This is a genomic window from Moorella humiferrea, from assembly GCF_039233145.1.
In the GTDB taxonomy this organism is placed as follows: domain Bacteria; phylum Bacillota; class DSM-521; order Neomoorellales; family Neomoorellaceae; genus Neomoorella; species Neomoorella humiferrea.
Map to the genome: position 1 here is coordinate 1,882,810 of NZ_CP136419.1, position 24,590 is coordinate 1,907,399.

At 53.6% G+C, this 24,590-nt stretch carries 28 protein-coding genes, 4 tRNA genes and 1 riboswitch; of the genes, 5 read left to right on the forward strand and 27 right to left on the reverse strand.

Annotation, left to right across the window (positions count from 1 at the left end; all coding sequences use genetic code 11):
- Positions 1–27 precede the first annotated feature (27 nt).
- The 17 genes from MHFGQ_RS09815 to MHFGQ_RS09895 form a co-directional block, all read right to left on the reverse strand.
- On the reverse strand, positions 28–834 hold the full coding sequence (locus MHFGQ_RS09815) for a hypothetical protein (protein WP_106006479.1): 807 nt from the start codon (positions 832–834) through the stop codon (positions 28–30).
- 67 nt (positions 835–901) lie between these two features.
- Positions 902–2,053 carry a M24 family metallopeptidase gene (locus MHFGQ_RS09820; protein WP_106006478.1) on the reverse strand — a complete coding sequence of 384 codons (1,152 nt, stop codon included), beginning with the start codon at positions 2,051–2,053 and terminating at the stop codon, positions 902–904.
- 73 nt (positions 2,054–2,126) lie between these two features.
- Positions 2,127–2,202: transfer RNA gene (locus MHFGQ_RS09825), tRNA-Phe, on the reverse strand.
- A gap of 5 nt (positions 2,203–2,207) precedes the next feature.
- Positions 2,208–2,284: transfer RNA gene (locus tag MHFGQ_RS09830), tRNA-Asp, on the reverse strand.
- 5 nt (positions 2,285–2,289) lie between these two features.
- A tRNA-Val gene (locus tag MHFGQ_RS09835) sits at positions 2,290–2,364 on the reverse strand.
- Between the two features lie 48 nt (positions 2,365–2,412).
- Positions 2,413–3,210, reverse strand: a complete 798-nt coding sequence (locus tag MHFGQ_RS09840) for an SPL family radical SAM protein (protein WP_106006477.1) — start codon at positions 3,208–3,210, stop codon at positions 2,413–2,415.
- Between the two features lie 31 nt (positions 3,211–3,241).
- Positions 3,242–4,102, reverse strand: coding sequence for an agmatinase (speB, locus tag MHFGQ_RS09845; protein ID WP_277997051.1), 861 nt, complete (start codon positions 4,100–4,102; stop codon positions 3,242–3,244).
- A complete protein-coding gene (speE, locus tag MHFGQ_RS09850; protein ID WP_106006475.1) occupies positions 4,092–4,949 on the reverse strand; it encodes a polyamine aminopropyltransferase in 858 nt (285 codons plus the stop codon). The genes speB and speE overlap by 11 nt, the downstream gene beginning before the upstream one ends.
- 73 nt (positions 4,950–5,022) lie before the next feature.
- Positions 5,023–6,630, reverse strand: coding sequence for a Na/Pi cotransporter family protein (locus tag MHFGQ_RS09855; RefSeq protein WP_106006474.1), 1,608 nt, complete (start codon positions 6,628–6,630; stop codon positions 5,023–5,025).
- Between the two features lie 23 nt (positions 6,631–6,653).
- Entirely contained in the window at positions 6,654–7,358 is a 705-nt protein-coding gene (phoU, locus tag MHFGQ_RS09860; protein WP_106006473.1) for a phosphate signaling complex protein PhoU, read from the reverse strand.
- The gene (mobB, locus tag MHFGQ_RS09865; protein WP_106006510.1) at positions 7,355–7,870 is read right to left on the reverse strand and encodes a molybdopterin-guanine dinucleotide biosynthesis protein B; all 516 of its coding nucleotides are present in this window, start codon (positions 7,868–7,870) and stop codon (positions 7,355–7,357) included. Before mobB ends, phoU begins: the two co-directional genes overlap by 4 nt.
- A gap of 36 nt (positions 7,871–7,906) precedes the next feature.
- The gene (locus tag MHFGQ_RS09870; RefSeq protein WP_106006472.1) at positions 7,907–9,130 is read right to left on the reverse strand and encodes a molybdopterin molybdotransferase MoeA; all 1,224 of its coding nucleotides are present in this window, start codon (positions 9,128–9,130) and stop codon (positions 7,907–7,909) included.
- A 6-nt stretch (positions 9,131–9,136) separates the two neighbouring features.
- The gene (gene mobA, locus MHFGQ_RS09875) at positions 9,137–9,745 is read right to left on the reverse strand and encodes a molybdenum cofactor guanylyltransferase (RefSeq protein ID WP_245907913.1); all 609 of its coding nucleotides are present in this window, start codon (positions 9,743–9,745) and stop codon (positions 9,137–9,139) included.
- 30 nt (positions 9,746–9,775) lie between these two features.
- Positions 9,776–10,888 (reverse strand): ABC transporter ATP-binding protein, encoded by a 1,113-nt coding sequence (locus MHFGQ_RS09880; RefSeq protein WP_170066405.1) that lies wholly within the window; start codon positions 10,886–10,888, stop codon positions 9,776–9,778.
- Positions 10,885–11,688 carry an ABC transporter permease gene (locus tag MHFGQ_RS09885; RefSeq protein WP_106006470.1) on the reverse strand — a complete coding sequence of 268 codons (804 nt, stop codon included), beginning with the start codon at positions 11,686–11,688 and terminating at the stop codon, positions 10,885–10,887. Before MHFGQ_RS09885 ends, MHFGQ_RS09880 begins: the two co-directional genes overlap by 4 nt.
- A 12-nt stretch (positions 11,689–11,700) precedes the next feature.
- Positions 11,701–12,576, reverse strand: a complete 876-nt coding sequence (modA, locus tag MHFGQ_RS09890) for a molybdate ABC transporter substrate-binding protein (RefSeq protein ID WP_211292946.1) — start codon at positions 12,574–12,576, stop codon at positions 11,701–11,703.
- A gap of 68 nt (positions 12,577–12,644) precedes the next feature.
- Positions 12,645–12,785, reverse strand: a riboswitch (molybdenum cofactor riboswitch).
- Between the two features lie 11 nt (positions 12,786–12,796).
- The gene (locus MHFGQ_RS09895) at positions 12,797–13,723 is read right to left on the reverse strand and encodes a selenium metabolism-associated LysR family transcriptional regulator (RefSeq protein ID WP_106006469.1); all 927 of its coding nucleotides are present in this window, start codon (positions 13,721–13,723) and stop codon (positions 12,797–12,799) included.
- 67 nt (positions 13,724–13,790) lie between these two features.
- Here MHFGQ_RS09895 and MHFGQ_RS09900 point away from each other — a divergent pair, with 67 nt between their 5' ends.
- Entirely contained in the window at positions 13,791–14,744 is a 954-nt protein-coding gene (locus MHFGQ_RS09900; RefSeq protein WP_106006468.1) for an L-lactate dehydrogenase, read from the forward strand.
- Here the strand turns inward: MHFGQ_RS09900 and MHFGQ_RS09905 are convergent, their stop codons facing one another.
- Positions 14,745–15,503, reverse strand: a complete 759-nt coding sequence (locus MHFGQ_RS09905; protein WP_106006467.1) for a helix-turn-helix domain-containing protein — start codon at positions 15,501–15,503, stop codon at positions 14,745–14,747.
- 165 nt (positions 15,504–15,668) lie between these two features.
- Here MHFGQ_RS09905 and MHFGQ_RS09910 point away from each other — a divergent pair, with 165 nt between their 5' ends.
- Entirely contained in the window at positions 15,669–16,064 is a 396-nt protein-coding gene (locus MHFGQ_RS09910) for a YckD family protein (protein ID WP_106006466.1), read from the forward strand.
- A gap of 42 nt (positions 16,065–16,106) precedes the next feature.
- Here MHFGQ_RS09910 and MHFGQ_RS09915 read toward each other — a convergent pair whose 3' ends face one another.
- Together MHFGQ_RS09915 and MHFGQ_RS09920 are read right to left on the reverse strand one after the other, a co-directional pair.
- Positions 16,107–16,613 carry a peroxiredoxin family protein gene (locus MHFGQ_RS09915; RefSeq protein ID WP_106006465.1) on the reverse strand — a complete coding sequence of 169 codons (507 nt, stop codon included), beginning with the start codon at positions 16,611–16,613 and terminating at the stop codon, positions 16,107–16,109.
- Positions 16,606–17,286 (reverse strand): cytochrome c biogenesis CcdA family protein, encoded by a 681-nt coding sequence (locus MHFGQ_RS09920; RefSeq protein ID WP_106006464.1) that lies wholly within the window; start codon positions 17,284–17,286, stop codon positions 16,606–16,608. Before MHFGQ_RS09920 ends, MHFGQ_RS09915 begins: the two co-directional genes overlap by 8 nt.
- A 237-nt stretch (positions 17,287–17,523) precedes the next feature.
- Here MHFGQ_RS09920 and MHFGQ_RS09925 point away from each other — a divergent pair, with 237 nt between their 5' ends.
- Both MHFGQ_RS09925 and MHFGQ_RS09930 read left to right on the forward strand, forming a co-directional pair.
- A complete protein-coding gene (locus tag MHFGQ_RS09925) occupies positions 17,524–18,945 on the forward strand; it encodes a glycosyltransferase family 2 protein (protein ID WP_106006463.1) in 1,422 nt (473 codons plus the stop codon).
- A 64-nt stretch (positions 18,946–19,009) separates the two neighbouring features.
- The gene (locus MHFGQ_RS09930; RefSeq protein ID WP_106006462.1) at positions 19,010–19,198 is read left to right on the forward strand and encodes a ferredoxin; all 189 of its coding nucleotides are present in this window, start codon (positions 19,010–19,012) and stop codon (positions 19,196–19,198) included.
- 50 nt (positions 19,199–19,248) lie between these two features.
- On the opposite strand, the gene MHFGQ_RS09935 is transcribed toward MHFGQ_RS09930, so the two are convergent.
- Positions 19,249–19,524 carry a DUF3243 domain-containing protein gene (locus tag MHFGQ_RS09935; RefSeq protein WP_106006461.1) on the reverse strand — a complete coding sequence of 92 codons (276 nt, stop codon included), beginning with the start codon at positions 19,522–19,524 and terminating at the stop codon, positions 19,249–19,251.
- Between the two features lie 155 nt (positions 19,525–19,679).
- Here MHFGQ_RS09935 and MHFGQ_RS09940 point away from each other — a divergent pair, with 155 nt between their 5' ends.
- The gene (locus tag MHFGQ_RS09940) at positions 19,680–20,252 is read left to right on the forward strand and encodes a nitroreductase family protein (protein WP_106006507.1); all 573 of its coding nucleotides are present in this window, start codon (positions 19,680–19,682) and stop codon (positions 20,250–20,252) included.
- 10 nt (positions 20,253–20,262) lie between these two features.
- On the opposite strand, the gene MHFGQ_RS09945 is transcribed toward MHFGQ_RS09940, so the two are convergent.
- The 6 genes from MHFGQ_RS09945 to ytaF all read right to left on the reverse strand — a co-directional run bounded on the left by MHFGQ_RS09945 (position 20,263) and on the right by ytaF (position 24,581).
- Positions 20,263–21,387, reverse strand: a complete 1,125-nt coding sequence (locus MHFGQ_RS09945) for an amidase domain-containing protein (RefSeq protein WP_106006460.1) — start codon at positions 21,385–21,387, stop codon at positions 20,263–20,265.
- Between the two features lie 120 nt (positions 21,388–21,507).
- Positions 21,508–21,592 (reverse strand) — tRNA-Leu (locus tag MHFGQ_RS09950).
- A 65-nt stretch (positions 21,593–21,657) separates the two neighbouring features.
- Positions 21,658–22,692 carry a nicotinate phosphoribosyltransferase gene (locus tag MHFGQ_RS09955; RefSeq protein WP_170066409.1) on the reverse strand — a complete coding sequence of 345 codons (1,035 nt, stop codon included), beginning with the start codon at positions 22,690–22,692 and terminating at the stop codon, positions 21,658–21,660.
- A gap of 83 nt (positions 22,693–22,775) precedes the next feature.
- A complete protein-coding gene (locus MHFGQ_RS09960; RefSeq protein WP_245907912.1) occupies positions 22,776–23,327 on the reverse strand; it encodes a lytic transglycosylase domain-containing protein in 552 nt (183 codons plus the stop codon).
- A gap of 16 nt (positions 23,328–23,343) precedes the next feature.
- A complete protein-coding gene (gene coaE, locus MHFGQ_RS09965) occupies positions 23,344–23,955 on the reverse strand; it encodes a dephospho-CoA kinase (protein ID WP_106006458.1) in 612 nt (203 codons plus the stop codon).
- Between the two features lie 11 nt (positions 23,956–23,966).
- Positions 23,967–24,581 (reverse strand): sporulation membrane protein YtaF, encoded by a 615-nt coding sequence (gene ytaF / locus MHFGQ_RS09970; protein WP_106006457.1) that lies wholly within the window; start codon positions 24,579–24,581, stop codon positions 23,967–23,969.
- Between the last annotated feature and the right edge of the window lie 9 nt (positions 24,582–24,590).

A 24,590-nucleotide genomic window follows, 5' to 3' on the forward strand; every position in this document is an offset into this window, starting at 1 on the left:
CGACTCCCTTCCAGGTCTCAAAGTGCTTTATTCACCCAAACCAAATACCTGCCGCGCCTCTTGCAAAAGCTCTGCCAGAGAAGGCGGAGGCACCGGTACGGTTCGACCGGCGCTGCGGGCGATACGGCTTAAAGCCTGCCAGCGTTGCTTCATACGGCTGTAGAGGCGGGTTACATAATCTTCGAGTTCGTCTTCAAGCCAGAATTGCAGGTAATTGCAGACGTATTCACCGGCCGAAGCATCTATGATTTTGTAAAAAGCGGCACGCGTACCCCTTGCCCGACCGCCGGTAGTATAGGGCAGCCACCAGGGACGGTAAGGCTCATCACCCACATCGCTGTTTAAAAAACGAATATATTTGTTTTCGCTTAAAAATGACAGGGCCGGTTTAATCCAAAAACGGGCGGCAGCGCCGACATGTAGAGCCCGGCCGTCACCCAGGAGGAGGAGACGCCATTGGAGGGCGCGCGCCTGGTGCAGGTAATTACTGCCCGTTTTATTGGCTACGCCCTTGAGATGCAGGATGGCGGCTTCTTCGGGGACAGAATCCTCTTCTTCTATTGCAACCAAATTGTCCCCTTCCCGGAGGGTCTTTAAGGCGCTCAAAACCTCTTCGTCCAGCTCCGGCCAGACGATGTTTTTCTTTTCCTTCCAATCGGGTCCAAGCTTGTCTGCCACCCTTTCCAGCTGGGATTTGACCGTTCCTATTTGTATACCCAGTGCCGCGGCAATCTCCCAGCGTTTTAACCCTTCCCTGGCCAGCAAAGCCACCCGCAGTTCAAGTTGGGCCAATTCAAGACGGGCATCGACGATTTTTCGACAACTGGCATCCACCGGCTCTATACCTCACCTTTATTTACACCTTTATTTATTCGGCAAGCAAATGTTTTATCCTCCCACACTAGAAGGTCAGGCTTACCGCTCCTTTTTCCGTAACTACGTAAGTGTCCTCTATCCCTACGCTGCCCCGGCCGGGAAAGACGAATTTGGGTTCCAGGGCAAAGACCATACCCTCCGCCAGAGCGGTTTTATTTCCCTTGGCAATGACCGGCCATTCGTTCAATTCCAATCCGGTGCCGTGACCGATGTAGGAAACCTGGCGGCCGTAGCCCATAAAATATTCACCCAACCCGGCCTTCTCTGCCATTTTAACGGCGAAGTCGTAAAGCTCCCCGGCAGTTACCCCAGGTCTGGCCCTTTCCGCAACTTTGGCGGCGATCTCCTTTGCCACTTCCTGGGCCTTATGCATCTGCGGTTCTACTTCGCTATCCAGATAAACGCGCGTTTGATCTACGGTATAATCGCCGTAAACCCCGGCATAGTCAATGAGCAAAGGTTCGCCTTTTTCCCAGCGGCGCTGGCTGGGGCCCATGGGATAAAGGGGAGTAAGGCCGTTGCCAGCCAGGGGTAGATCATAGCAGGAAGTCAGGGTGGCATTGACGCCGGCGGCAACGATGCCGGGTATCATGCCCTGCTCCTGACCCCGGAAGCGTTTTGTCCCCTGGTGGCCGAGGCGGCGGGCAAAGGCTTCAAAGGCGGCGGCTATTTCCAGTTCCGTCATCCCCGGTTGAATGATATCGCCTATGTAACGGAAGACTGCGGCGTGTTTTTCAGCAGCATAGCGCAGGGCCGCCAGCTCCGCCTCAGATTTAATCATGCGCTGGGTGCGCAATATCCCGCTTATGTCCACCCACTGGCAACCGGGAAAAATTTCTTCATAGCGCCGGAAAAGATTTAAAGAAATTACATCCATGGCCAGACCCAAATGTTTGGGCTCCTGCAATCCGGCTGCGGCCAAAAGGGACGGTATCTCGCGAAAGCTCCGTAAAGGAAGGACGTTATTTACGGCAGCTTCGGTCCGGGCCCTGTTGAAGTCACGGAAAGCCAAAAGAAGCGGTTCTCCCTGGGAAGGAATGAAGAGGTGACAGCTCTGGGCGGTACCGCTTAGATAATATAAATCCACGGCCTGAAATATGATGGCGCCATCCAGTTCCCGGGCCTGCAAAGCATCCTGAAAATGGCTGATGCGCTGCCTGTATTCGTTCTTGTCCATATCTATCCCCCTTTTGCTCCCGTTATAAATAGAAATAAATAGAAAAGGCCTGGGGTTTCCAGGCCTCTGGTTCTGGTGCCTCAGGGCGGAATCGAACCGCCGACACGAGGATTTTCAGTCCTCTGCTCTACCAACTGAGCTACCGAGGCATGTCTGGCGGAGCCGACGGGATTTGAACCCGCGATCTTCGGCGTGACAGGCCGACATGTTAAACCGCTACACTACGGCTCCTTACCTGGTGGGCAGTGGCAGGATCGAACTGCCGACCCCCTGCTTGTAAGGCAGGTGCTCTCCCGCTGAGCTAACCGCCCGCCATTCCTTGACTGCGTTAGTTATTATAGCATGGTACCGCCGGAAAGTCAAATATTTTTCTTGCCGCAGATAAAGTGCCTGATGCGGTAAAGTTTCTGTCTGTAGGCGACGGGGTCGCTGCAGGCTCCGGCAAAAGCCGCCAACCCCTGGGGTCGGTATCTGGCTATCGTTTTTTTAACACCGGCCACCGCCGCTGGATAAAAATTCATGGGATCGAATTCTACTTCCCGCGCTCCCGCCCCTAAAGCCTTTCGGGCAAGGGTAGCAAGTTCTTCGGGCGCGTCGTTTAAGCCGGGTATTACGGGGGCGACAAAAACCCACGTCTTTATACCGGAGGAAGCCAGTTTTTTCAGGGCCGCCAGGCGGCGGGAGGGAGGCGGAGCGCCGGGTTCCAGCTGCCGTGCCAGTCCGTCATCTAACGTGGTAATGGTAAAACCTACTGACACGGCAGGCATGGCCCGCAGTAGGTCCAGATCTTCAACGATAATGTCCGACTTGGTAAGTATAGATACCGCCAGATTGCTCCGGGACAATAATTCCAGGCACCGGCGGGTCAATCTATATTTTCTTTCAATAACTTGATAGGCATCGGTAACGCTGGAAAGCATTACCCTGCCCCCTTTAGGACGCCGCAGCTGGCCGGCGAGCACTTCGAGGAAGTTGGTCTTAACCTCGACAAATGAGCCCCACCGTTCATCACGACCCCGGAAACGCGCCATACAGGCGGCATAACAGTAGACGCAGCCATGGCTGCACCCCGTATAGGGGTTCAGGCAGTAATCTATACCCGGTATACGGGAACGATTGAGGGCGCTGCTGCAGGTAGTTTCGTATAATTTAAACATGGCAGCCTACCTCTTCACCTGCAGGCAATTGCTAACGGCTCCAGGCGAGGATGGCTTCGCGAAGGATCTTGGCCGCCAGAGCGGCGGTGATATTGGCTTGATCGAAGGCCGGACAGACCTCCACCAAATCGAAGGCCACTACCCTGGCCCGGCTGAGGAGATAAATCGCCTCTAAAATCTCCCTGGGCGTACACCCTCCAGGTTCCGGAGTACCGGTGCCGGGAGCAAAGGCTGGGTCAACCACATCGATGTCTATGCTGACGTAAAGGGGGCGGCTGCCAAATTCCGGTACCAACCTGGCCAGGGGCTGGGTGATAACATCCATAAAAAAATTTGTTTCTTCCTGACCGTAGGCGAATTCCCCCCAGGTGCCGGAACGAATGCCAAACTGGTACAGGTTCCCCGGACCGATTTCTTCGGCCACCAGGCGCATGACGGTGGCGTGGGATAACCTCTCACCGAGGTATTCTTCCCTCAGATCGGCATGGGCGTCGAAATGAAGGACGGCCAGGTCGGGGTAGTGCCGGCGAGCCGCCCGGATGAGGGGATAGCTTATTAGGTGCTCGCCCCCGAGGAATAGAGGCAGCTTGCCGTCCTGGAATAAGGCGGCGGCCGCTGCCTCCATGCGCTCAAGGTTGACCTCTACCCTACCGGGTACCAGATCGAGATCGCCGGCATCGTAAAAGGAGACCTCGCTAAGATCGCGATTGAGCCTCGGGCTGTATTCTTCTAAGACCTCGGACACGTTGCGGACGGCCTGGGGCCCCCAACGAGCGCCCGGGCGAAAACTGGTGGTGGCATCAAAGGGCAGGCCCGCCAGCACGGTGTGGGCACTTTTATACTCGCCGCCGCTCCCCAGAAATTTCCCTGTTTGGTTAAATTTATACTTCAAATTCGTCATCGTCCTTTTTGTTTAAAATGTCCTGGACGAAGGGCGGCAGGGCAAAGGCCGCCTGATGGACGGCCGGCGTGTAAAACCTGGTGGCCAGCTGGGGCACCTTTCTCCAGTCCACCTCCAGGGGATCATATTCCTTGCTACCCATGCTGAAGCTCCAGATACCGCCCGGATAGGTAGGAACCGTAGTCAGGTACAGGCGCGCAATGGGGAAAATTTCAGCCAGATCCCGCTGGATACGCCGGATAAGCCTGGCGTTGAAGAGGGGGGATTCCGTCTGGGCAACAAAAAGGCCATCGGGTTTTAACGCACGGTACACATTGCGGTAAAACTCGGTGCTGAAGAGCCCCACCGCCGGGCCTATAGGATCGGTGGAGTCGACGATTATTACATCATAGGTATTTTCCATCTGGCGGACATGCTCGATGCCGTCTTCAAAACGGATTTCCACCCGGGCATCGTCAAGGCCGCAGGCGATCTCCGGCAGGTATTCCCGGGCGTTGGCCACCACCCGGGCGTCAATTTCCACCAGAACCGCTTTCTCAATGCTGGGATGTTTAATAATCTCCCGGATTACGCCACCGTCGCCGCCTCCGATTACCAGAGCCGTTCGGGGATGGGGATGGGTGTTAAGGGGTACGTGGGCGATCATCTCATGATAAAAAAATTCATCCCCTACCGTCGTCTGGATTATGTTGTCTAAAAGGAGCATACGTCCGTATGCCTCGGTGTCGACAACCGCCAGTTCCTGGTAGGGCGTTTTTTCATGATGTAACGTCCTTTTTAATTTAATAGAAAGGCCTAATCCTGGGGTCTGCAGTTCCGAAAACCATATGCCTTGCATTAATTCACCAACTCCTTCCCTTTTCCAGATAGCTATCTTAACAAAAAATACCCTTTACCTCAAGGCCTGTCAACTAAATAATTCCCAACACCGCCTGGGCTATGCTGACGCTGTGGAAGTTCAGGCGCAAAAGCTGGTTTATGAGGTCCATATGCATAGATGTGGTTTCCAGGCTGAGGCGGTTTTCTTGCTGCAGGCGTTGAAAATGGGAGTAACGCAAAGTCTTCTCCAGGCGCAGTATCTCGGGGTGGCCCCTAATGACTCCTGCCGCCAGTACCTCGTCGTTGTCGGCAAAGGCCTTGATGGCCGTATCAAAATTCTCCTTAACCTTGTTAAACATCTCTTGAAGCTCAATCTGTCCCGCCGGCGAGAACTCTATTCCTCCGGCCTCTATCTTGCGCCACTGGTGGGCCATTTCCACTACCACGTCCCCTATATGTTCCAGGTCGTTGGCTATATATAGGAGCCTGGTCTGGGCGATCAATTGATCTTCAGTTAGATTCCCTTGATTTAATTGGGCAAGATACCTGGCCACCGCGCGGTACAGGTAGTCAAGGATGTTATCCAGACCGCGCAGCTTTTCCAACAGCTCAACCTCCCGCTCGGCCAGGGGTTGCATCACCCTGGGAAACATCTCTTCCCTGATGATGGCGGCCATGCGTAAAAGCTCCCTGGTTGCGCCGGCCAGGGCCAGCTCGGGAATTTCCAGCACCTCGGCATCCAAGTATTTAGCCACCTTCTCTTCCCCCGGCACATCAGGTAGTATCCTTACCATCAAGCGACCTACCGCTGGGGTGAAGGGGAGAAAGATTATCATGTTAATAACGTTAAAAAGGGTGTGGCCGTTGGCTACCTGATGGGCTATATCAGGTGAAGTAAACCGGCATAATGTTCCATATAATCCCAGTAAAGGCAAAAATAAGAGTACGCCCACCCCTTTAAAAAAGAAGTGGGCAAGGGCGACCCTCTTAGCCTCGCGGGAAAGGGCGATACTGGAGATGAGGGCGGTGGCGGTAGTACCGAGGTTGGCGCCAAGGACCATGGCCAGGGCCGCATTTAAGGACAGACTGCCCTGGGCGGCCAGGGTCATGGCCAAAACTACCGGTGCCGCACTACCCTGCACTATTCCTGTGAAAAGGGTGGAACCCAGCATCATCAGCCACGGATGGTCGCCCAGAGCGGTCAGCAACCTTTTAAAACCGATAAAAGTATTTAAAGGTGTTACGGCTGTGCCCATCATTGCCGCCCCGTAAAAAATAAGGCCAAAACCCAGAATGGCCTGTCCCAGGTAACGCCATCGTAGACGTCTGGCAAAAAGGTAGGGGATAAGGCCGATCACTACGGCCCACAGGGCATAATCGCCGAGGCGCAGGGCGATAAGCTGGGCCGTCAGGGTTGAGCCGATGGCCGCCCCTAAAATAACCCCCAGGGCCTGACCCAGACTCATGAGGCCGGCGCTGACAAAACCTACTAAAAGGACGGTGGTAACGGCGCTTGTCTGGAGGAAAATGGTCACTACAAGTCCGGCCAGCATACCGAAAAAGCGGTTTTTAGTAACCGTCCCCAGAAGGTGCTGCACCTGGCGGGCCGCCGCCTTCTGCAGGCCGCTGCTGATAAGATGCATGCCGTAAAGGAAGAGGGCCAAACCGCCGGCCAGCATGGTGATCATGGTAAAAAACATGCTTAAGCCTCTATTCCCTTATGTTATTTCCATCCCGGAGATACAATTTTTTGCGGCCCCTGGTAGTCTTTGAAGGCCCGCCGCTGGCCGGTTTCCCGATAAACAACCATTTCGGCGATGTTGACGGCATGGTCAGCGATGCGTTCCAAATAACGGGCCACCAGGGCTAAATAACTGGCCTGATCTACATATTCCGCCCCTTTCTTCATGAAGCCGACCAGCTCGTTATAGAGCTCTTCAAAGAGGCGATCGACGGCGTCGTCGGCTTTGACTATTTCCCTGGCCGCTTCCATATCTCGATTTAGCAGGGCCTGCAAACTTTTCCTCAGCATCGCCCTGGCCAGATCGCTCATGCGGGGTATATCTACCAGGGGCTTGAAATACGGTCCCAGGGAGGCGAGGCGCTCGGCAATCTCGGCAATATTTACGGCATAATCACCCACACGCTCCAGTTCCTTGCCGACCCGCATAACAGTAGCCAAGGTCCTAAGATCTTCTCCTCCCGGCTGCTGCAGGGAAATCAGGTCCAGGGCCGCCATTTCAATGTTATAATCCAGATCGTCGGCAAAATTGTCACCCTCCACCACCTGGCGAGCAAGGTCCGGATCCTGGGCTTTAAGGGCGGCCAGGGCTTTATCAACCTGATCGGCAACGTATTCTCCCAATTGCAAGATTTTATCCTGCAGGCCTATCAACGCCCGATCGTATGCGTTAAGGGGACGCTTCATATCGAGCGCTTCCTCCCCGCCGGAGCAAGAATCCTTTCTTCTATTAAATCTACCAGGCCGGCGGCATCATCCAGATCGTAGCAGGGAACGCCTATACTTAGAGGCTCATCTGTAGCTACGGCAAGAAGCTCCTTAGCTTCACACAAGAGCTCTTTACTTACCGCCGCCCGATGGACTTCTATTTTGGGTTTGTCGCCGCGCTTGTAACCTTCGGTAATGATTAGATCTACGTTGTGAATGCGAGCGGCGATGGCATCCAGTGGGAGTTCCGTCTCTACTTTCTCGATGAAGGCTATTTTGGTCGGCGAAGATATTACGACAACGTCTGCCCCGGCTTCGGCGTGGCGCCATGTATCCTTCCCGGGTCGGTCGATATCGAAACCGTGGGTATCATGTTTTATCGTAGCCACCCGGTAGCCGCGCCGTTTCAATTCTGGAAGGAGCTTGGTAAGAAGCGTCGTTTTCCCCACATCGGATTTACCGACTACAGAAATAATTGGAGTTTCAGCCATCATTCTGGGAGTGCCCTCCTTGCTTTTAATGTAATGTTATTCAATATCGCTTATCATAATTACCGTTACTTCCTCGCCCTCCTTCGGCGCCGCACCCGGGGGGAGATCAATAAGGGCGTTTGCTCCTACGGCGGCGCGAATCCCCCCCGGATACCGCGGTAGAGGCGTTACCTCAAAACGGCCGCCCCGGCATTCTACCCGGGCCCAGTAAAAGGTACGTTCCGCCCGAGGACGGTCAACGGCTTTTTTTAAAGGCGCCAAAAAAGCCGACAGAGCTCCTTGCCGACCGCCCATTGCTTTTAGTACGGGAACGACCAGGAGATAAAAGAGCACCTGGGCGGCAGGCGGTGTCCCGGGCAGGCCTATCATTAATTTATTTCCCGCCCGCGCCGCCACCGCCCGCTTTCCGGGTCGAACGGCCAATTCTGTAAAGAGGAGCTCCCCTCCGGCGCCGCTGAAGGCTGCGGAGGTAAAATCAAAGGCGCTGCCCCCGGCACCGCCGGTGAACAAAAGCAGATCCCCTTCTTCTAACCCACGCCTGCAGGCTGCAACCTGTTCCTCCAAAACGTCTTTTAATATGCCTAAACATATGACTTGACCGCCGTAAGCCTCAACAGCCGCCGCCAGGGCATAAAGATTGCTACCATATATTGCCGCCCGATCGAAGAAATCTGCCACCCGCCCGTTTCCCGGCTCCCGCAATTCATTGCCCGTCGTGGCCAAGGCCACCCGCGGCCGCCGGTAAACCGTTATTTCACGGAACCCCAGGGCAGCAAGGAGGCTGATTTCTCCGGGGCCAATGACGGTTCCGGCTGCCAATATTTCCTCGCCAGGCTTTACTTCTTCCCCCGACTGTTCCAAATAACGCCCGGAAGCAGGAAAATCTAAAACAACGATTTCTCCCTGCCGTTCTTTTACCGCTTCCACGGGAACTACGGCCACCGTCCCTTCAGGAAGCCGGGCACCGGTAAAAACGGCCGCCGCCGTGCCCTCCTTTAAGGCTATGGCGGTGGTACTGCCCGCAGTCACCGTCCCCACTAATCGGTAAATGAAGCTTGACCCGTCGCTATTTGCATCGTGGGGACCCAGGGCGTAACCGTCCACCAGCGAACGGGAGAAGGGGGGATAGGGGCCGGGAGCCCTGACGGCCTCGGCAAGAACCCTGCCGTTGGCTTCCTCCAGCCGGACCTTAATCCTTCCGAGGGGTCGAAGGCCGGCCAGCAATGCCGCCCTGGCTTCTTCCACGGATAAAGGGGCCATAGTTCCTCATCCCTTCGCATGCTTCATGCTGTTATCCAGCAACTGTCGTGCCCGCGCCAGGTCTTTAGGGGTATTAATATTGAAAAAAACCCTTTCCGGGTCAATCCCTTGCAGGCGGTCGATATCGACATAACGCACCTTTACCTTTGGATAAAAGGCAAAAGCTTTATACTGCCCCTCTCGCAAGCATTCTTCCACTGCTTTGAGGCATTCCCGGGAATAAACGGCATGGAGGGGCTGCAAATACTCGCCAAGGCGCGGTACCACCACATCGTAACCTTCGGCCTGTTTAATGAGATGGCTGATAAAACCAGGGTCGATAAAAGGCATATCGCAGGCAACGATAAAGTTGTAGCGATAGGGTGAATACATAAGGCCGGCATGGAAACCGCTTAAAGGACCCCGTCCGGGAATGACGTCCGTCACCAACCTGGTCCCGAGATCTTGATACAGCTCCGGGGTATTTGTTACTACTATTATCTCGGAAAATAAAGGCCGAAGGGCCGCCACCACCCTGGCCAACATGGAAACCTGCCCCAGGGGTAAAAGGGCTTTATTTGTACCCATCCGGGTGCTCTTACCCCCCGCCAGGACGATCCCGGCTGCTTCATGCACGATGCTTACGCCTCGCTTACGACTGCTATATTAAATAATTATATCATCCTCATCGTCTACCGGTAAAACCCAAAAGGAATCTTTTTTTAAGGACACCGTTACCTGCTTACCGGGAGATATGTTCATATCGTGATAAATATAACCGGGAAGTTCCAGCTCTATCTCCCGACCCGTACCGTCCAGTTCTAAAAATAACAAATAACTGCCGAACTGATCGAAAACCCGCCGTACCTTGGCCGCAAAGATATTGGATTGCACCCGCGGCGTTAAAGGACGCGCGGGACGTATAATGACCACTTCCCGCGGGTTGATGCCGAAGTTGATGCCTTCGCCGGGTCGAAGGCCGGAAACTGCTGGCAGACTAAACTCGATGCCCTCCTCGCTCTCGGCCAACATGTCTTCACATCCCACGGAAATTATCCGGCCGCGAAAAGTGTTCCGGTTCAAGAGCAGCCTGGCTACGGCCATGGTCGCCGGCCGACGGTAAATTTCATCCCTGGTACCTACTTGATGCAGCCGCCCGGAGATTAAAACGGCAATCTTATCGCCAAGGAGAAAGGCCTCCTGAAGATCATGGGTGACATGGACGACCGTCACCTGAAAGCGGCTAAAAATCTCCGGCAAAAGGAAAATGAGCTGCCTCCTGGTGAAACTATCCAGGGCGGAAAAGGGCTCGTCCATTAAAATTATATCGGGCTGTACCAGCAGGGTCCTGGCCAGGGCCACCCGCTGTTTTTCACCCCCGCTTAAAGTCCGGGGATCGGTTCGGTTCAACAGGTGTTCAATGCCGAGGAAAGCCGCCAATTCCCTTGCCCTTTCGCGCGCCCTGGCCGGAGGAATGCCGTTGGGGCGAGCGCCGAAGGTGATGTTTTCCAAAACCGAAAGGTGGGGAAACAAAGCCAGATTCTGCTGAATGTACCCGATTTTCCTTTCTTCCGGCAGGGCCCTCGTTACATCCCGGCCGGAAAAGAGAATCCTTCCTTTGCGGGGTTTTTTAAGGCCCGCCAGGGTGTCCAGCAGCACCGTCTTGCCGGCCCCTGAAGGACCTAGAACAATCAGGTATTCAGCTTTGTCCACCTGAAAAGATATATCGTCTAAGTGAAAGTTCGAGCCCGTTACGGTTAAATTTTCTACCCGGATCATCGGTACAGCGCCCCTTTGTCCGTCAGGAGCCTTAAGACGAGCAGGATTAAAAAGGCCATGAATATCGTTATGCATATCAAGGCTACGGCCTTTTCAATTTTTACTGACGATAGATTTAAATATATGGCTATGGGCAAGGTTTCTGTTTTCATCTTGGTGGCACCCGCCAGGGTGACGGTAGCGCCGAACTCCCCCAGCGCCCGCGCCCAGGAAAGGATAAAGGCGGCTGTTATGCCGGACCTGGCCATGGGGAGGGTTACCCTAAAGAAGGCCCCGGCCCGGCTCTCTCCGAGGACGCGGGCGGCCATTTCATAGGCCGGGTCGATGCCGTCAAAGATCGACTTCATCAGGCGAATGGCCAGAAAAACGACTATAGTGGCCTGGGCGACAATGATGCCTTTTACGTCAAAAACTACCGGAAAGAAACGCTCCTGAAAAAACATGCCCGGAGCCGTATTAAAAAATATCAGCAGCATGGCTCCCAGGGCAACAGGGGAAATAAGGGCCGGCAGATCCATGAAGGTATCGATAACCGCTTTGGCCGGGAGGTTAAAGCGGGACAGGGCGTAACCGGCGGGAACGCCGATTAAAAGGGCTACGGCGGCCACTGCCAAAGCCGTTTTTAATGATAGAAGCAGGGCAAATTGAATTTCCCGGTCTTTTAAGCTTTCGACAATAACGCCTTTATTTAAATAAGTCGCCTGGGAAACAAGAAGGAGAATTATATACATCAAAACCATGATAAGCAGGCCGCCGCAGGCCACGCTAAATGCCCTGGCGGTAGCGACTTTCCTTAGCATCAAATCCTTCACCTACTTGCGCCAGTCTGGAGGTAGTTCATATTCACCGCCTACTGGAGCATCGGGCGCAAACTGCCGTGCTTCTTCAAGATCTACCATATAGCCGTATTTACGAAAAACCCCTTTGCCCGCGTCTGAAGTTAGAAAATTTACAAAAGAGGCGGCCAGTTCCTTTTGCCGGGAATAAGTGGTTACCGCTGCCGGGATATAACCGATACGGGTTATCTGTTCCGGCGGCAAATATACGGTTTCGATTTTGTCCTGGTCCCACTTGGCAAAAACATCCCAACCCAAAACGGCGTCTACTTGCTTTAAGGCAACCAGGTTCGCCGTCTTTTCGCAGCTTTCCGCATACGTTACAATATTTTTCCTGACCTGATCGGCCAAACCGGCATTCTCGAGGATTTCCACCCCGTATAGACCGACGCAGACCGTCTCCGGGCGCGCCATCCCCACCCGCACTCCGGGACGAGTTAAATCAGTTAACGTTTTTATCCCCTGGGGATTACCTTTTGGCACATTTATTGCAGGTAGCAAATAGACCAACACTTTTTCAGTTTGGGGATCGACGATGCCCTCTTTTTTGGCCAGCTCCATAAAATCGGAGGAACCAGGAATATAGACGTCGCCCTGTCGCGATAGTTTCATTTGGGAAAGGACGCTGCCCGAACCGCCAAAGGTAAGGTTTACTTCCACGCCGTACTTTTCCTTATACATGGCTGCCAATTCCTCCAGAGGCGGTTTGCTGGCCGCACCAGCAAAAACCTCAAGGACTTTCTTTTCCCCCTGTGCCTCCGCCGTCACCGCCGCCTTCCGGGAATTGCATCCGGCTAGTGGAAGGGTAATTAATAAGGTTATGATTGCCGCCTTCATTAGCCGCCGATACAATAAAATCGACCTCCCGCAATTTTAAAATAAATAACCCCGGCTCGCAAAGGATGCCGGGGCGCCTAGTGCCCTTATATCATGCATCTCCTTTCCGAGCTTGGGGAGGCAGGCCCGTTTCCCGGCCTACCCCGTGGGTTGGTGAAAACCCAGGCCGGCATACCATAGGCGCCCTACACCCTTAGGTATACCAGCTCGGAGATGGTATTATTTTAAGCTAATCTTAACCTATCAGACAGCATCTGTCAACAGCCGGGGGCTGTGGCGGATGTTTTTCTACATAACCGACAAAAACTTCTGCTGCAGGATTCAAGGGCTGACGACGGCGCACCAGATACAAATCGCGCTTTAAGTTAACTCCCTGGAGGGGCACGGCAACAAGCCGGCCCAATTTCAGTCCCTTTTCCGCCGCCCAGCAAGAAACTAGGGAAATTCCCAGGCCCGCCTCGACGGCGCTGACAATGGCTTCGGTACTGCCCAGCTCCATGACGATTTGGTCGGGGTTAACGTTAAAGCCGGCCTTCTGCAGGCGTTCTTCAACAACCCGCCGGGTTCCAGAACCCGCTTCCCGCCAGACCAGGGGTTCCCCTTCCAAGTCCTTTACCGTTACATTTTTAAGGCCACTCAGGCGATGGCCTGCAGGAACGATTAGTACAATCTCATCTTCAACCAGGCGGCTGTATGTCAAATTCCGACCGCGTCCACCGGCCCCAACTAACCCCAAGTCTATCTCTCCGCTCTGCAGGCGCCGTATCACCTCTTGCGAATCGGCGATCTCCACAACCACCTCCACCTGGGGATACTCCTGCCGGAAATTGCCGATAAGCCGAGGGAGGATATACTGGCCCGGAATGGTGCTGGCACCGAGGAGCAGGCGCCCCTTTACCAGCCGCGTAAGTTCCGCCAGCTCCCGCCGGCTCTGTTCCAGGTGGCGCAAAATGGCCTTGGCATGCCGAAAACAGATCCTGCCGGCGGCCGTAAGACGCACCTCACGCCCCCTGCGTTCGAGAAGGCGCACGCCGTAGAAATCTTCAAGGGCCTGCAGCTGTTTGCTTACCGCCGGCTGGGTCAGGTGAAGTTCTTCCGCCGCCGCGGAAAGGGTGCCCTTTTCAACGGTAGTGATAAAGGTTAGCCATAAATTCAGGTTCATCCCCACGAACCCCGCTCGTCGTATAACTAATTTGCTAAAAGTAGATTATAGGGATGGAGGTGATATAATGCCCCCAGAGTTTCCGGCAAAGGTCGCCATCGTCGGTGCCGGATACGTCGGCGCCAGTACGGCATTTGCCCTCCTCTTCACTCCCCTGGTTAAAGAAATAGTGCTCGTAGACATTAACCATGCCCGGGCCGAAGGGGAAGCCATGGACCTTGCCCATGCAGCCACTTTGATCCGCCCCGTAAAAATTTATGCCGGGCATGCCTCCGACTGTGCCGGTGCCCGCATCGTTATCTTTACGGCCGGCGCCAATCAGCGTCCGGGAGAAACACGCCTTGAGCTGGTGCACCGTAACGCGGCCATTGTAAAGGAAGCCCTGCCTCCTCTTTTGCCATACTGCCCCGACGCCTTAATCCTCATGGTTGCCAATCCCGTCGACGTATTAACCTATGTAGCCTGGAAACTTTCCGGACTGCCGGAAAATAAGGTTTTAGGTTCAGGTACCGTTCTGGACAGCGCCCGTTTCCGCCACCTATTAAGCAGGCACCTTCACGTCGACCCGCGCAACATCCACGCCTATGTTATCGGTGAACACGGTGATACCGAAGTCCCCGTCTGGAGTCTGGCCAATGTTGCCGGCATCGACCTGGCAGATTTCTACCTCCTGGACGGTACAACGGAAGAAAACGCCCTGCGGGAGGAGATGAGCCGCCGCGTGCGCGAAGCCGCCTACGCCATCATTGAACGCAAAGGTGCTACCGCCTACGGCGTGGCCCTGGCTTTAAGCCGGATCACCGAAAGCATTATTAGAGACGAGAAGGCCGTCCTTACGGTTTCCAGCGTAATCCGCAACCTTTACGGTATCGAAGGCGAAGTGGCCTTAAGCCTTCCCTGCATCGTGGGCAGCAGCGGTCGGGAAAAGATCCTGGCCATTCCCCTCGGCAGCGAAGAGCTTGCCGCCCTGCAGCATTCGGCAGTCACCCTTCAGGAGACTATCGCTGGATTGAACCTTTAGCTAATGGCTTCGTTTATAAAGCTGAATAAAATTTAAGATAAAACGCAGTTCTTCCTCGGTACAGTTGCATACCAGACGTAACACCGCCTGTACCTGGGGCTCCGTGAGCAACCGCCGTACGGCAGGGCACATTTGGTTCAATATCTCATCCACTCCGGCATCGTCGGCTATAAAATAGCAGGGGGAAATATTTAAGACTTCACCTATTTTTTCCAGGGTTTTTAAGGAAGGTTGAACTTTCCCCTGCTCGATTTGGCCGATAAGGCCGGCGGAAACACCGGCGGCCCGGGCAAGCTCCGCCTGGGTGAAACCCTGCTCCTCCCGGGCCTGACGTAATTTTTGCCCCAGGGAACCAGGGGTCCCGAGGATGGTGCTGAGGGGTACCTGGAGGACGGCGGTAATTTTTTTTAAAGTATCCACCGCAGGGTACACGTTACCCCGTTCAATCTCGCTGAGGTACGACGGCGAAATCCCCGCTTCTTCGGCCAGGGCGGTCAGGCTTTTTCCTTTTTCTTCCCGTAAAAGCCGAATCCTTTCTCCCAGCCCCATTCCCCGCTCTTGACCTGCGTCAATAAGCTGTTCCCTTGGATAATTCAGGGCTTTGGCTATTTTGTCAAGGGTTTTTAGGGAAGGCTTCTTCGCGCCCCGCTCGATTTCGCTCAAATATGAAACTGAAATCGAAGCCTTTTTTGCCAGATCATGGAGGGAATAACCCCGCTCTTCCCTAAGTTCCCTGATGCGTGTACCCATAACGCGCATGTTTTCGCTCTCCTGGTATAATATTAGTGTTATACTTATAGTATTTTCGAATTAAGTATAAATAAAACCTCTACCCGTGTCAAGTTTCACATTTTCTTCATATTTTGGTCATAATTTTATCACTGTCGGCGGATAGAATAAAAAGCGAGAGGAGGTGGTTAGAGGATGAAAAAAATAGCACTCATCCTCGCCGTAGTGTTAACCCTCGGGGTGCTGACGCCGGTAGCCTTCGCCGCAGTAAGCGACCAGCAAAAGGCCGAAATTGAATCCCTGTACCAGCAGATTATAGCGCTGCGCCAGCAAATAATCGACAAATATGTAGAAAGCGGTCAGCTGACTAAGGAACAGGGCGACCTGATAAAGCAGCGCATTCAGGCGATGGAAGAATACCGGGCGCAAAACGGCTTCGTTCCCGGCCCCGGTTTCTGCGGTAACGGCTACGGTATGATGGGCGGCTGGGGCCGCGGTTTCCGCGGCGGTTTCGGCAACGCTCCCAATCAAGGCAACCAGAATTCCGCCTTCTTCGGCCCCGGCATGATGCGCGGCTATACCGGCCTCTAAGCTCTAATGGGAAAAGCCCCGCTCAGCGGGGCTTTTCCCATTTTAAAGCAAGTCTTTAACGAGATTGTCGAGTTCCCCCGGCGCCAGGGGACCCTGTTTTACCCGCCGTATCTGACCCTGGCGGTCGATAATAAAAGTGGTGGGGATGCCGCCTACACCATAGCTTCCTGCCACCCGGCTGCCCGCATCCAAAAGCACCATGTAATTATGACGCTTCTCACCGAGAAATCTGCGGATACTATCTTCGGTTTCCCGCTGCATAATGTTTACGGCCAGGACCTTAACTCCCCTGGGAGCCAGCCTGGCAGCCGCGGCGTCGAGTTCTTCCATTTCGGCAACACAGTAAGGGCACCAGGTCGCCCAAAAATTCAAAACAACTACCTGGCCCTTTAAACCTGCCAGGTTCACCTCGCCGCCGTCTAGAACAGGCAGGGAGAAGTCGGGAGCCGTCACCTTGCTACCCCGCAGTGTCGGTAAAATAAAAGAAGCAATTAAAACGACGGCCATGATAACAACAATGACAACTGGAGCCTTTAAGCTTTTAACCATATAGCAACCTCCCGTTGAAGACTAGCAGCCCCATTATCACCAGTATAATACCGCTAATAAAGGATATAATGGGTAAATAACGAGAAGACCGCCGTAAAAGCTGTAAAACGGTTCCCATGGCCAGGGCCGTGAGGATAAAGGGTACCGCCAGACCCAGGGAATAAAAGGCCAGGAGAACCATTCCTTTAAATAATGTAGCCTGACTGCCGGCATAAATTAAAATAGAAGCCAGAACGGGGCCGATACAAGGTGTCCATCCTGCCGCAAAGGCCATTCCCATAAGAAAGGAGGCCAGGGCGCCGGGAGCGCGGGGTTGCAAGTGCCACTTTTTTTCACGATTAAGCAGGGAAGGACGGACAATTCCGGCCACATACAGGCCGAAAAAAATAATGAGCAGTCCGCCAATGCGGTTTAAAAGGCTACGATATTGAAGGAGCAGAAATCCCAGGCTTCCGCTGAGCATCCCCAAAACGATAAAGATCAGGGAGAAACCGAAAATAAAGAGCACCGCCCGCCCGACCAAAAAAACGCGCTTTTTTCCTTCTTCCTCGCCTCCTGCGGCCGACGCTCCCAAATACGAAAAATAAGCCGGAAGCAGGGGGATAATACAGGGTGAAAAAAAAGAAAGGATTCCGGCAGAAAAGGCCACCGCTAGCGATATGTTATCAAGCAATTTATGCACCTCCTCTTTAATTATACTTTTTTTATATTACGCCGTCAATATTTAAATGCCAGTATATGGAATACAGTCGAAAGTAGCGCAAAAGGGACTAAAATATGGATAATCAATCCCCCAGACGTTTTGAAGGCTAAATTTGCCTTTGTACAGTCATTAGAGCCCATTGGTACCGCAAAGTTGTAATGCTATAATAAGGAGCGGCGTAAATACCCAGATTGGGGAGAGATTATAATGGATTGGGAAATAATCAGCTCCGCGCAAATGCTTTATCTTTTTTCGGTATGGTTTTATCTTTTGTTTTTCGCCCTTTTCTTGCGGTATTTTTACTGGATGTGGTATTCATATCGCACCCACTGGAGCAAACGTACTAAACTCAGTATAGAAAAAGTGGCGGCGTTGGCGGCATCTAAAAATTTGGAGCTCCCATTCTTTACAATTCTCGTGCCGGCAAGAAATGAGGCCGAGGTCATAGCCAACACCATCGAACACCTTGCTTCTTTAAATTATCCCAACGATCGCTATGAAATCCTGGTTATCACCGACGAAAAAGAAGCCATGGCCAAGGCTGCCGGCGAACAGCAAGGGCCTACCACCATGGAAGTAGTTGAGGCTAAAATCCGGGAATTCACGGCCCGTGGTGACGCACCACAGTTAAAACATTGTACCGTTCCCTATGATTTCGACGGTCGTTTTCGCGGTTCCCGGAGGGGGCACAGTATCACTTCAACCAAAGGTCGAGCCCTTAATTATGGCCTGGAATTTGTAGATCCACGGACTACCATTTGCGGTTTTTATGACGCCGAAAGCCATCCGGAAGCCGACGTGCTCCTCTACATAGCCTGGTCCTGGCTTCATGACCCCCGGGAACGCATTTGGCAGGGTCCGGTCTTCCAGGTGCGCAATTTCTACCAACTGGGCTTTATAACTAAAATCGCCGCCATATATCAGGCCATCTCCCATAAAATCTATCTGCCGGTTTTAATGAAAAAGCTGCCTTTCGTAGGGGGAACTAACCTCTTTGTCGGACGACGCCTCCTGGAGGAGATCGGCGGCTACGATCACCGGGCCCTGACGGAAGACCTGGAACTGGGAGTAAGGGCGTATTTAAAAACGGGAGTTTGGGCCGAGTACTTCCCTTATTATAGCACTGAACAGACACCGGCTACCTTCTATGCCTTCTTTCGCCAGAGGCTGAGGTGGGGCAGCGGCCATCTCCAGGTATGCGATAAATTCCGTTATGCCTATCAATATTCATGGGATAAACGGGGCCCCATTTTGCACAACCTGTTCTGGAAGGGTCAGGGCGAGTGGCTTCTTTACCAGGGTGCCGTGATAGTTGCACTGCTCCTTCTCCTGCTGGGACTAAACGGCGGTCTCGATCCTTCCATCCTGCCCGTGGAGTTCAGGCGCGTCCTCCATTACCTGACCTTTGTTTACTATGCCTTTACCTTTTTGGCCTATGTGCATTTTAGCCGCCATATGACTCCGGTCGGCTGGTGGCAACAATTAATCGGCGCCATGCAACTTCTGGTTTTGCCTTTAGCCAGTTTTTTCCTGCCGCTGCCATATACCGCGGCCTCCATTATGAAGGCTTTAAATCGCCAGCCCCAAACCTGGGTGAAAACCCCACGTACTAAGGAGGCAACCCGTTAGTATGAAATAGGGGACGGCGGCGCAAAATACCTAATACTTTGGGAAAAAGATTGGAGGGTCAAAAATGAAGGTAACTGTCGATCAAGATCTATGTATAGCCTGCGGCACCTGCATTGATTTATGCCCCAGCGTTTTTGATTGGAACGACGAGGGGCTGTCTCAGGTAATCGTCGATGAAGTGCCCGAAGATGCCGAAGACTGTGCCAGGGAATCCATTGAATCCTGTCCTACCGATGCCATCAAAGAAATTTAATTAACTACTTAATTAAATTTTTTAGGGGGAGCCCTTTGGCTCCCCCTATCTTAATGGACCATATCCTCCTGCCGCCGGCCGTCGCTGACCATTCTGGCGATCAAGGCCGCCAGGACCCTTCTCTCATCTTCCCCGGCAACATCCCATAGTTCCTTGATTACCCTTTGCTCCCGGCTCCCGGGGTCTATGTGTTCGGCCAGCCAATTACCTAAACGATAGGCAAGATTATTTATTGTTTTTTCACCAAGGCCCATTTTACTGCCGATATTGACCATCCTGGCTAGGGAATCCTTCCAATCCTCCCACTGCTTTTCTTGATCAGGCATGCCGTCACCTCCGGATAAAATTAAGCTTTTGGGGTTATTTTATCCCTGTATAACGCTCATTTATGCGGGCAGACATTTTAAGGCATGCCTTGACATTTAATGGCAAAAACAAAATAATAATTATTATAAAAAGGGTTAAAGGAGTTGAAGTGCAAATGGATCTTTATGCAGCCATTAAAGGGCGACGCAGCATTCGCAGGTATAAGCCGGACATGGTCCCAAAGGAAGTAATCACCCGTATTCTGGAAATGGCTACCTGGGCGCCTTCCGGCCTCAACTGGCAACAATGGGAGTTTTTAGTTATAACCGGCCCCAAAAAAGACGCCCTGGCAGCGAGCTATGGCCGCATCGTGGAATTCGGCATGCCACCTGCCGGCCAGCGCACCCCCCAGCAGGAAGACTTTTTACGTTGGGCCAGGACTTTAGGCGGGGCTCCGGTGGCCGTTGTCGCTTTGACCCGCGCCCACGGCCAGCCGGGTACACGCAAGATGAATCTCGAAAGCGTTGCAGCAGCCTTTACCATTTTGCTCCTGGCAGCCGCCAATGAAGGCCTGGGCACCTGCTGGATGACGGGGCCTTTAAATAACGAGACAGAGTTGCGCAAGGTCCTGGAAATCCCCGCCGATAAAGAAATCGTCGCCGTCACGCCATTAGGTTATCCCGCCGAAAGCCCGGAACCGGCTCCGCGCAAAGCCCTGGATGAAGTCGTCACCTGGATCGGCTTCTAATTTAGCGCCGTTAATAAACTATCTGCAGCAGCCAATAGATTGTCTGTTTATCCCATCCCATATCCCAGGGAACACGGGCGCGATCGGCCGTATGGCTGTTGACCAATATGTAGCCGGCGGAATCCCGCCCTACGACAACAGATACATGGCTGATGGCGCCCCCTTCTTCATAAGCGATAATGTCTCCTTCATGGAGGGCATTGACGGCTCCCTGGGGATAAGCAGGTGAGGCTTTAGTGACCTCATCAAAGTCGCCGCGCATAATTCTTACGGCCAGACCGCTGTTTATAAGATAGTGCACCAGGGCTTCAGCCTGGGCCCACGCCTGGCTGCCTTCACCATTGTAGTAATTCCAGGCCCAATCCCGAGGTATGCCGCCGGCCTTCTCATCCGTTAGGACTTGGGAGGCAAAATTGGCGCAGTCGCCGCCGAGACCGGTGAAATCGCGGTAAGCCCGGTTATAGCGGCCGTCACCGGTGCCGAGGCGGACGCCGCTGTAGCGTTCGGCATACTGGACAGCCGCCTGCCGGTTGTATTTACCGGAAGGAGCTGTAGGTATTGCCACGTTACACCTGGCAGTCCCCGGAGCAACCTCCGGTTCAAGATCGTCGGCCTCAAAGGGATCCCAGTACCAATCCTTGATGATTAACCATTGCTCGTTGCGTTTTACTAGTTCCACCCAATGAATGGTCCTCACGCCCATCTGGTTTACAGTATCTTCCCTTTCCCCTTGATGCCGGTAACTAAGGATAATATGCTGGGAAACAGAAGCCCATTGCCTGCCGTTCTCTTCGCCGGTATCAACTACAGCCAAATCCAATTTCCCGCCGGTAAGGATAACCTGCCGCTGTTTCAGCCATTCATGGACGTATTTGATGCGACCTATTTCATGGTTTAAGGCAAAAAGCCCCGAAGTGGCGGTGGTATCGTAATAGGCTTCCAGGCCTTCATAACTGCCGCTGATAAGACCTTTGAATCTGGCGGTAAAAATCTGCTGCAGACGACCGCGGAGTTCCTTCCCTTCGCCTGAGGAAGCAAGAACGGGGACAAAAAGGTTTTGAATGGGTAGAACTGCAAAGGACGTGCCGCCCAGGGCCAAGAATAGAATTATTATCGCTTTTTTCAACCGCCGCACAAGCCTTTCCCTCCAAGGGCAAAGTACATTAAATGTATATTCCAGGAGCTAAAGAAAAAACTCCCTCGGAGGACGCTGCGTCGGGCAATAAAAAAACGTGGGGTTTACCCACGTTTTCTGTGGTGCGGCGAGCGGGACTTGAACCCGCACGGCTGTTGCCATACGCCCCTCAAACGTACGCGTCTGCCAGTTCCGCCATCGCCGCGTACCGGCAAAGTTAATTATAAACCTTAAAAGGCCTTCCTGTCAAGGATACGTTGCCCTTCCCCTTTACTTTAATTTCTGTAACCTGGGATTGGGAATAATCCCGGGGAGACGTCCCCGTTTGGCCACCGGCCGTCCTTCGACTTCTTTCAAATCCATAGTCATGTCAATGGGCGCCGCCCCCGATATATAGCTGCCTACGCCAAAGGCATCGGCCCCCGCCTCGATGAGGGCGCGAATGCGCTCCGGCGTCAGGCCACCGGAAACGAAAATACGCACATGCGGGAAGCCGGCCATATCCAGACGGTAACGCACTTCCCGCACCAGTTCCGGCGTAACGCCTCCCCGCTCACTGGGGGTGTCTAAACGTATTCCGTCCAGGGCTGGACCCAAAGCTTCCGCCACCCGCAGAGCTTCTTCCGCCTCATCCTTAAAAGTGTCGACTAAAATAGTACGCTTGGCATCAGGGGGCATCAGGCGATGGTAGGCCAGGGCTCCCTCAACGGTGTCGCCGATTATAAGGAAAACGGCATGGGGCACTGTTCCCTGGGGTTCCTGTCCGGCTAATTTGGCCGCCAGGATGCAGCTGGCCCCGCTGGCTCCGCCGACAATGGCCGCCCTTTCCATCACCGGAGCCACGGCAGGGTGTACGTGGCGGGCGCCGAAGCAGAAAAAGGGATGCTCCCCGGCCGCCTCTTTAATTTCCCGGGCGGCGGTGGCCCAGCCGCTAGAACTGGCAAGCATTCCAAGCAGGGGTGTTTCAAACAGCCCGAATTCACTATAAGGGCCTTGTATACGCATGACTACTTCTTTAGGAGAAAAGGAGCTTCCCTCGGGGAGGCCCCAGATGGCAACCCTTTTATCCCGTAGCAGTTCCAGAACCTCGTCGACGCCGCAAAGAATCCCGGCGCGGCGTGGAAAAATTTCGGCGGTTACGACGGTATCGGCTTTGCCTAGGGCCTTAAGGATTTCATAAGTCCGGACAAAATATATATCGGTGGTTGCGCCCCCGGCTATCTCTTCGTGCCGGGCAGAATAAAAGCGCCCCTCCGGGGATACTTGCAGCTTTTTTACCTTGGCCAGGGAATCCGTAACCTCCATCGCCATTAAAATTCACTCCTCGACCTTTGTTCATCTCGTTAAAAGGTTTTCTATATTATTCGGCTTTTAAGGCCAAATACCTGCTAATGGATATGGGGATATAAAAAACGGTATATGCGGTAGTTTAAAAGGACCCGGCGGACAAACTCCCGGGTTTCCCCAAACGGTACCTTATCTAAATTTTGGAGGCTCCCGTCCCAGTTCCCCTCCTCCAGCCAGCTGTGGACATTGCCCCGTCCGCCGTTGTATGCCGCCAGAGCTGTAGGAAGGTCGCCGAACTCCCTCAACAATTCGGCCAGGTACCAGCAACCCAGACGCAGGTTATATTCTGGAGTAAAAAGTAAGTCGGGTTCATAGGGGAGTTTTAGGTGCTCGGCCGCAAGCCTGGCCGTCTCCGGCATCAATTGCATCAATCCCCGGGCCCCTTGATCGGATTGGGCATGGGGATAAAATTTACTTTCAACACGAGTTACCGCGGCGACGAGGAGGGGATCTATCCCTTCACGATGGGCATAAAGGGTGATTATATCTATGTAGGGTAAAGGATAAAGGACTCGGGCCGCCCGGGGTACAAGATAGAAAAGAAGCGCCGCGACCGCCGTTAGCCACAGGAAACGGCGCCAGGTTCTTATCATGAAAAACCTCCTATCTTTAGGATAGCTTCCGGCTCCCCTGGATTTCCTGCCAGGCTGCCAGAACGCTGGCGCGGGTGGCTTCAAAATCGCCGCCTGTCGGTATTATCTTGGTGGCGTAACGTAACCTTTCCCCTTCTTCCATCTGGGCCTGGAGCCTGTTCCGCGCTTCCTGCAGTGAGAGCCCGTCCCGTTCCATCAGTCTTTTTAACCGCACCCCTTCCGGTGCGGTCACCACCCAGACGGCATCAACCATGTCATCCATACCCGCTTCAATTAAGAGGGGGGCTTCTATCACGACCACCGCCCCGGGATCAGTTCGCTTTAAATCTTCCAGGCGGGCCTCGACCCTCGCGCGAATACGGGGATGGGTAATGGCGTTCAACAATTCCCGGGCAGCGGCGTCCCTGAAAACAATACGCCCCAGGGCCTTACGGTTAAGTTGCCCGTCGGGGAGAACAATTCCCTTACCAAAGGCGGCGACTATATCGCGATAAGCAGGCTCGCCGGGAAGTACCACCTCCCTGGCAACCTGATCCGTATCGATGACTTTCGCCCCCAGGTCTTTTAAAATTGCGGCGACGGTACTTTTGCCGCCGGCTATACCCCCAGTTAGGCCGATAACAAACATCATCCCTACTCCTACCAGCGCCAAATCCCTATGGCAATTAAAATTAAACCCGGCAAGGCCGCACCCCGCCATCCCACTTTCACCGGCCGCCAGCGTCTTCCCAGGCAAAGGCCGACTAGAATGAGCAGGACCTGGCTTCCACCCAATAATAAAGGTGTCAAAAGAAAGGAAAAACCGGCGGCAGCGGCACCGAAACCTATACCCATCGAATCCAGGGCCAATGCCAGGCCAAGGGTAAAGGCTTCCCGCCCGCCGATGCTCCCCGAGGAGTCGGCATCGGCCTTTACAGGCTCTTTAAGAATTTGAATAACAAGGCCGAGGCGGGGCAAGCGCAATTTAACAACGGCTTTTTCCGGAATACCTTCTTTACAATAAGCCTCCAGAACTATGGCCAATCCCAGTGTTAATAATATAACAGCTCCCACATGCCCGGCAAGGGCCGGACTAAACACCTTAACTATAAAATGTCCGCCGACCATGGCGGAAAAGCTTACGGTCAGGGACACCAAGGCTATTATGAATAGAGAATACCACGGCAGTTTGATACTGCGCAGGCCGTAAGACAGACCGACGCCCAGACCGTCAAGACTGGCAGCAAAGGCTAAAAGTAGCGTTGCCATCAACATGGCAATTTA

Excerpts from the sequence above, each read along its gene's own strand:
- coaE (WP_106006458.1), bottom strand. The coding sequence starts at position 23,955 with ATGTTTGTTATCGGCCTAACTGGGGGTATAGCCGGCGGCAAAAGTACC.
- speE (WP_106006475.1), bottom strand. The coding sequence starts at position 4,949 with ATGCAAGGCATATGGTTTTCGGAACTGCAGACCCCAGGATTAGGCCTT.
- MHFGQ_RS09935 (WP_106006461.1), bottom strand. The coding sequence starts at position 19,524 with ATGCCTGATCAAGAAAAGCAGTGGGAGGATTGGAAGGATTCCCTAGCC.
- MHFGQ_RS09940 (WP_106006507.1), top strand. The coding sequence starts at position 19,680 with ATGGATCTTTATGCAGCCATTAAAGGGCGACGCAGCATTCGCAGGTAT.
- MHFGQ_RS09955 (WP_170066409.1), bottom strand. The coding sequence starts at position 22,692 with ATGGAGGTTACGGATTCCCTGGCCAAGGTAAAAAAGCTGCAAGTATCC.
- phoU (WP_106006473.1), bottom strand. The coding sequence starts at position 7,358 with ATGAAGCGTCCCCTTAACGCATACGATCGGGCGTTGATAGGCCTGCAG.
- MHFGQ_RS09905 (WP_106006467.1), bottom strand. The coding sequence starts at position 15,503 with ATGCGCGTTATGGGTACACGCATCAGGGAACTTAGGGAAGAGCGGGGT.
- MHFGQ_RS09930 (WP_106006462.1), top strand. The coding sequence starts at position 19,010 with ATGAAGGTAACTGTCGATCAAGATCTATGTATAGCCTGCGGCACCTGC.
- MHFGQ_RS09895 (WP_106006469.1), bottom strand. The coding sequence starts at position 13,723 with ATGAACCTGAATTTATGGCTAACCTTTATCACTACCGTTGAAAAGGGC.
- MHFGQ_RS09900 (WP_106006468.1), top strand. The coding sequence starts at position 13,791 with ATGCCCCCAGAGTTTCCGGCAAAGGTCGCCATCGTCGGTGCCGGATAC.
- MHFGQ_RS09910 (WP_106006466.1), top strand. The coding sequence starts at position 15,669 with ATGAAAAAAATAGCACTCATCCTCGCCGTAGTGTTAACCCTCGGGGTG.
- mobB (WP_106006510.1), bottom strand. The coding sequence starts at position 7,870 with ATGGCTGAAACTCCAATTATTTCTGTAGTCGGTAAATCCGATGTGGGG.
- MHFGQ_RS09855 (WP_106006474.1), bottom strand. The coding sequence starts at position 6,630 with ATGTTTTTTACCATGATCACCATGCTGGCCGGCGGTTTGGCCCTCTTC.
- MHFGQ_RS09840 (WP_106006477.1), bottom strand. The coding sequence starts at position 3,210 with ATGTTTAAATTATACGAAACTACCTGCAGCAGCGCCCTCAATCGTTCC.
- MHFGQ_RS09915 (WP_106006465.1), bottom strand. The coding sequence starts at position 16,613 with ATGGTTAAAAGCTTAAAGGCTCCAGTTGTCATTGTTGTTATCATGGCC.
- ytaF (WP_106006457.1), bottom strand. The coding sequence starts at position 24,581 with ATGTTGATGGCAACGCTACTTTTAGCCTTTGCTGCCAGTCTTGACGGT.
- MHFGQ_RS09960 (WP_245907912.1), bottom strand. The coding sequence starts at position 23,327 with ATGATAAGAACCTGGCGCCGTTTCCTGTGGCTAACGGCGGTCGCGGCG.
- MHFGQ_RS09820 (WP_106006478.1), bottom strand. The coding sequence starts at position 2,053 with ATGGACAAGAACGAATACAGGCAGCGCATCAGCCATTTTCAGGATGCT.
- MHFGQ_RS09885 (WP_106006470.1), bottom strand. The coding sequence starts at position 11,688 with ATGCTAAGGAAAGTCGCTACCGCCAGGGCATTTAGCGTGGCCTGCGGC.
- MHFGQ_RS09880 (WP_170066405.1), bottom strand. The coding sequence starts at position 10,888 with ATGATCCGGGTAGAAAATTTAACCGTAACGGGCTCGAACTTTCACTTA.
- MHFGQ_RS09925 (WP_106006463.1), top strand. The coding sequence starts at position 17,524 with ATGGATTGGGAAATAATCAGCTCCGCGCAAATGCTTTATCTTTTTTCG.
- MHFGQ_RS09870 (WP_106006472.1), bottom strand. The coding sequence starts at position 9,130 with ATGGCCCCTTTATCCGTGGAAGAAGCCAGGGCGGCATTGCTGGCCGGC.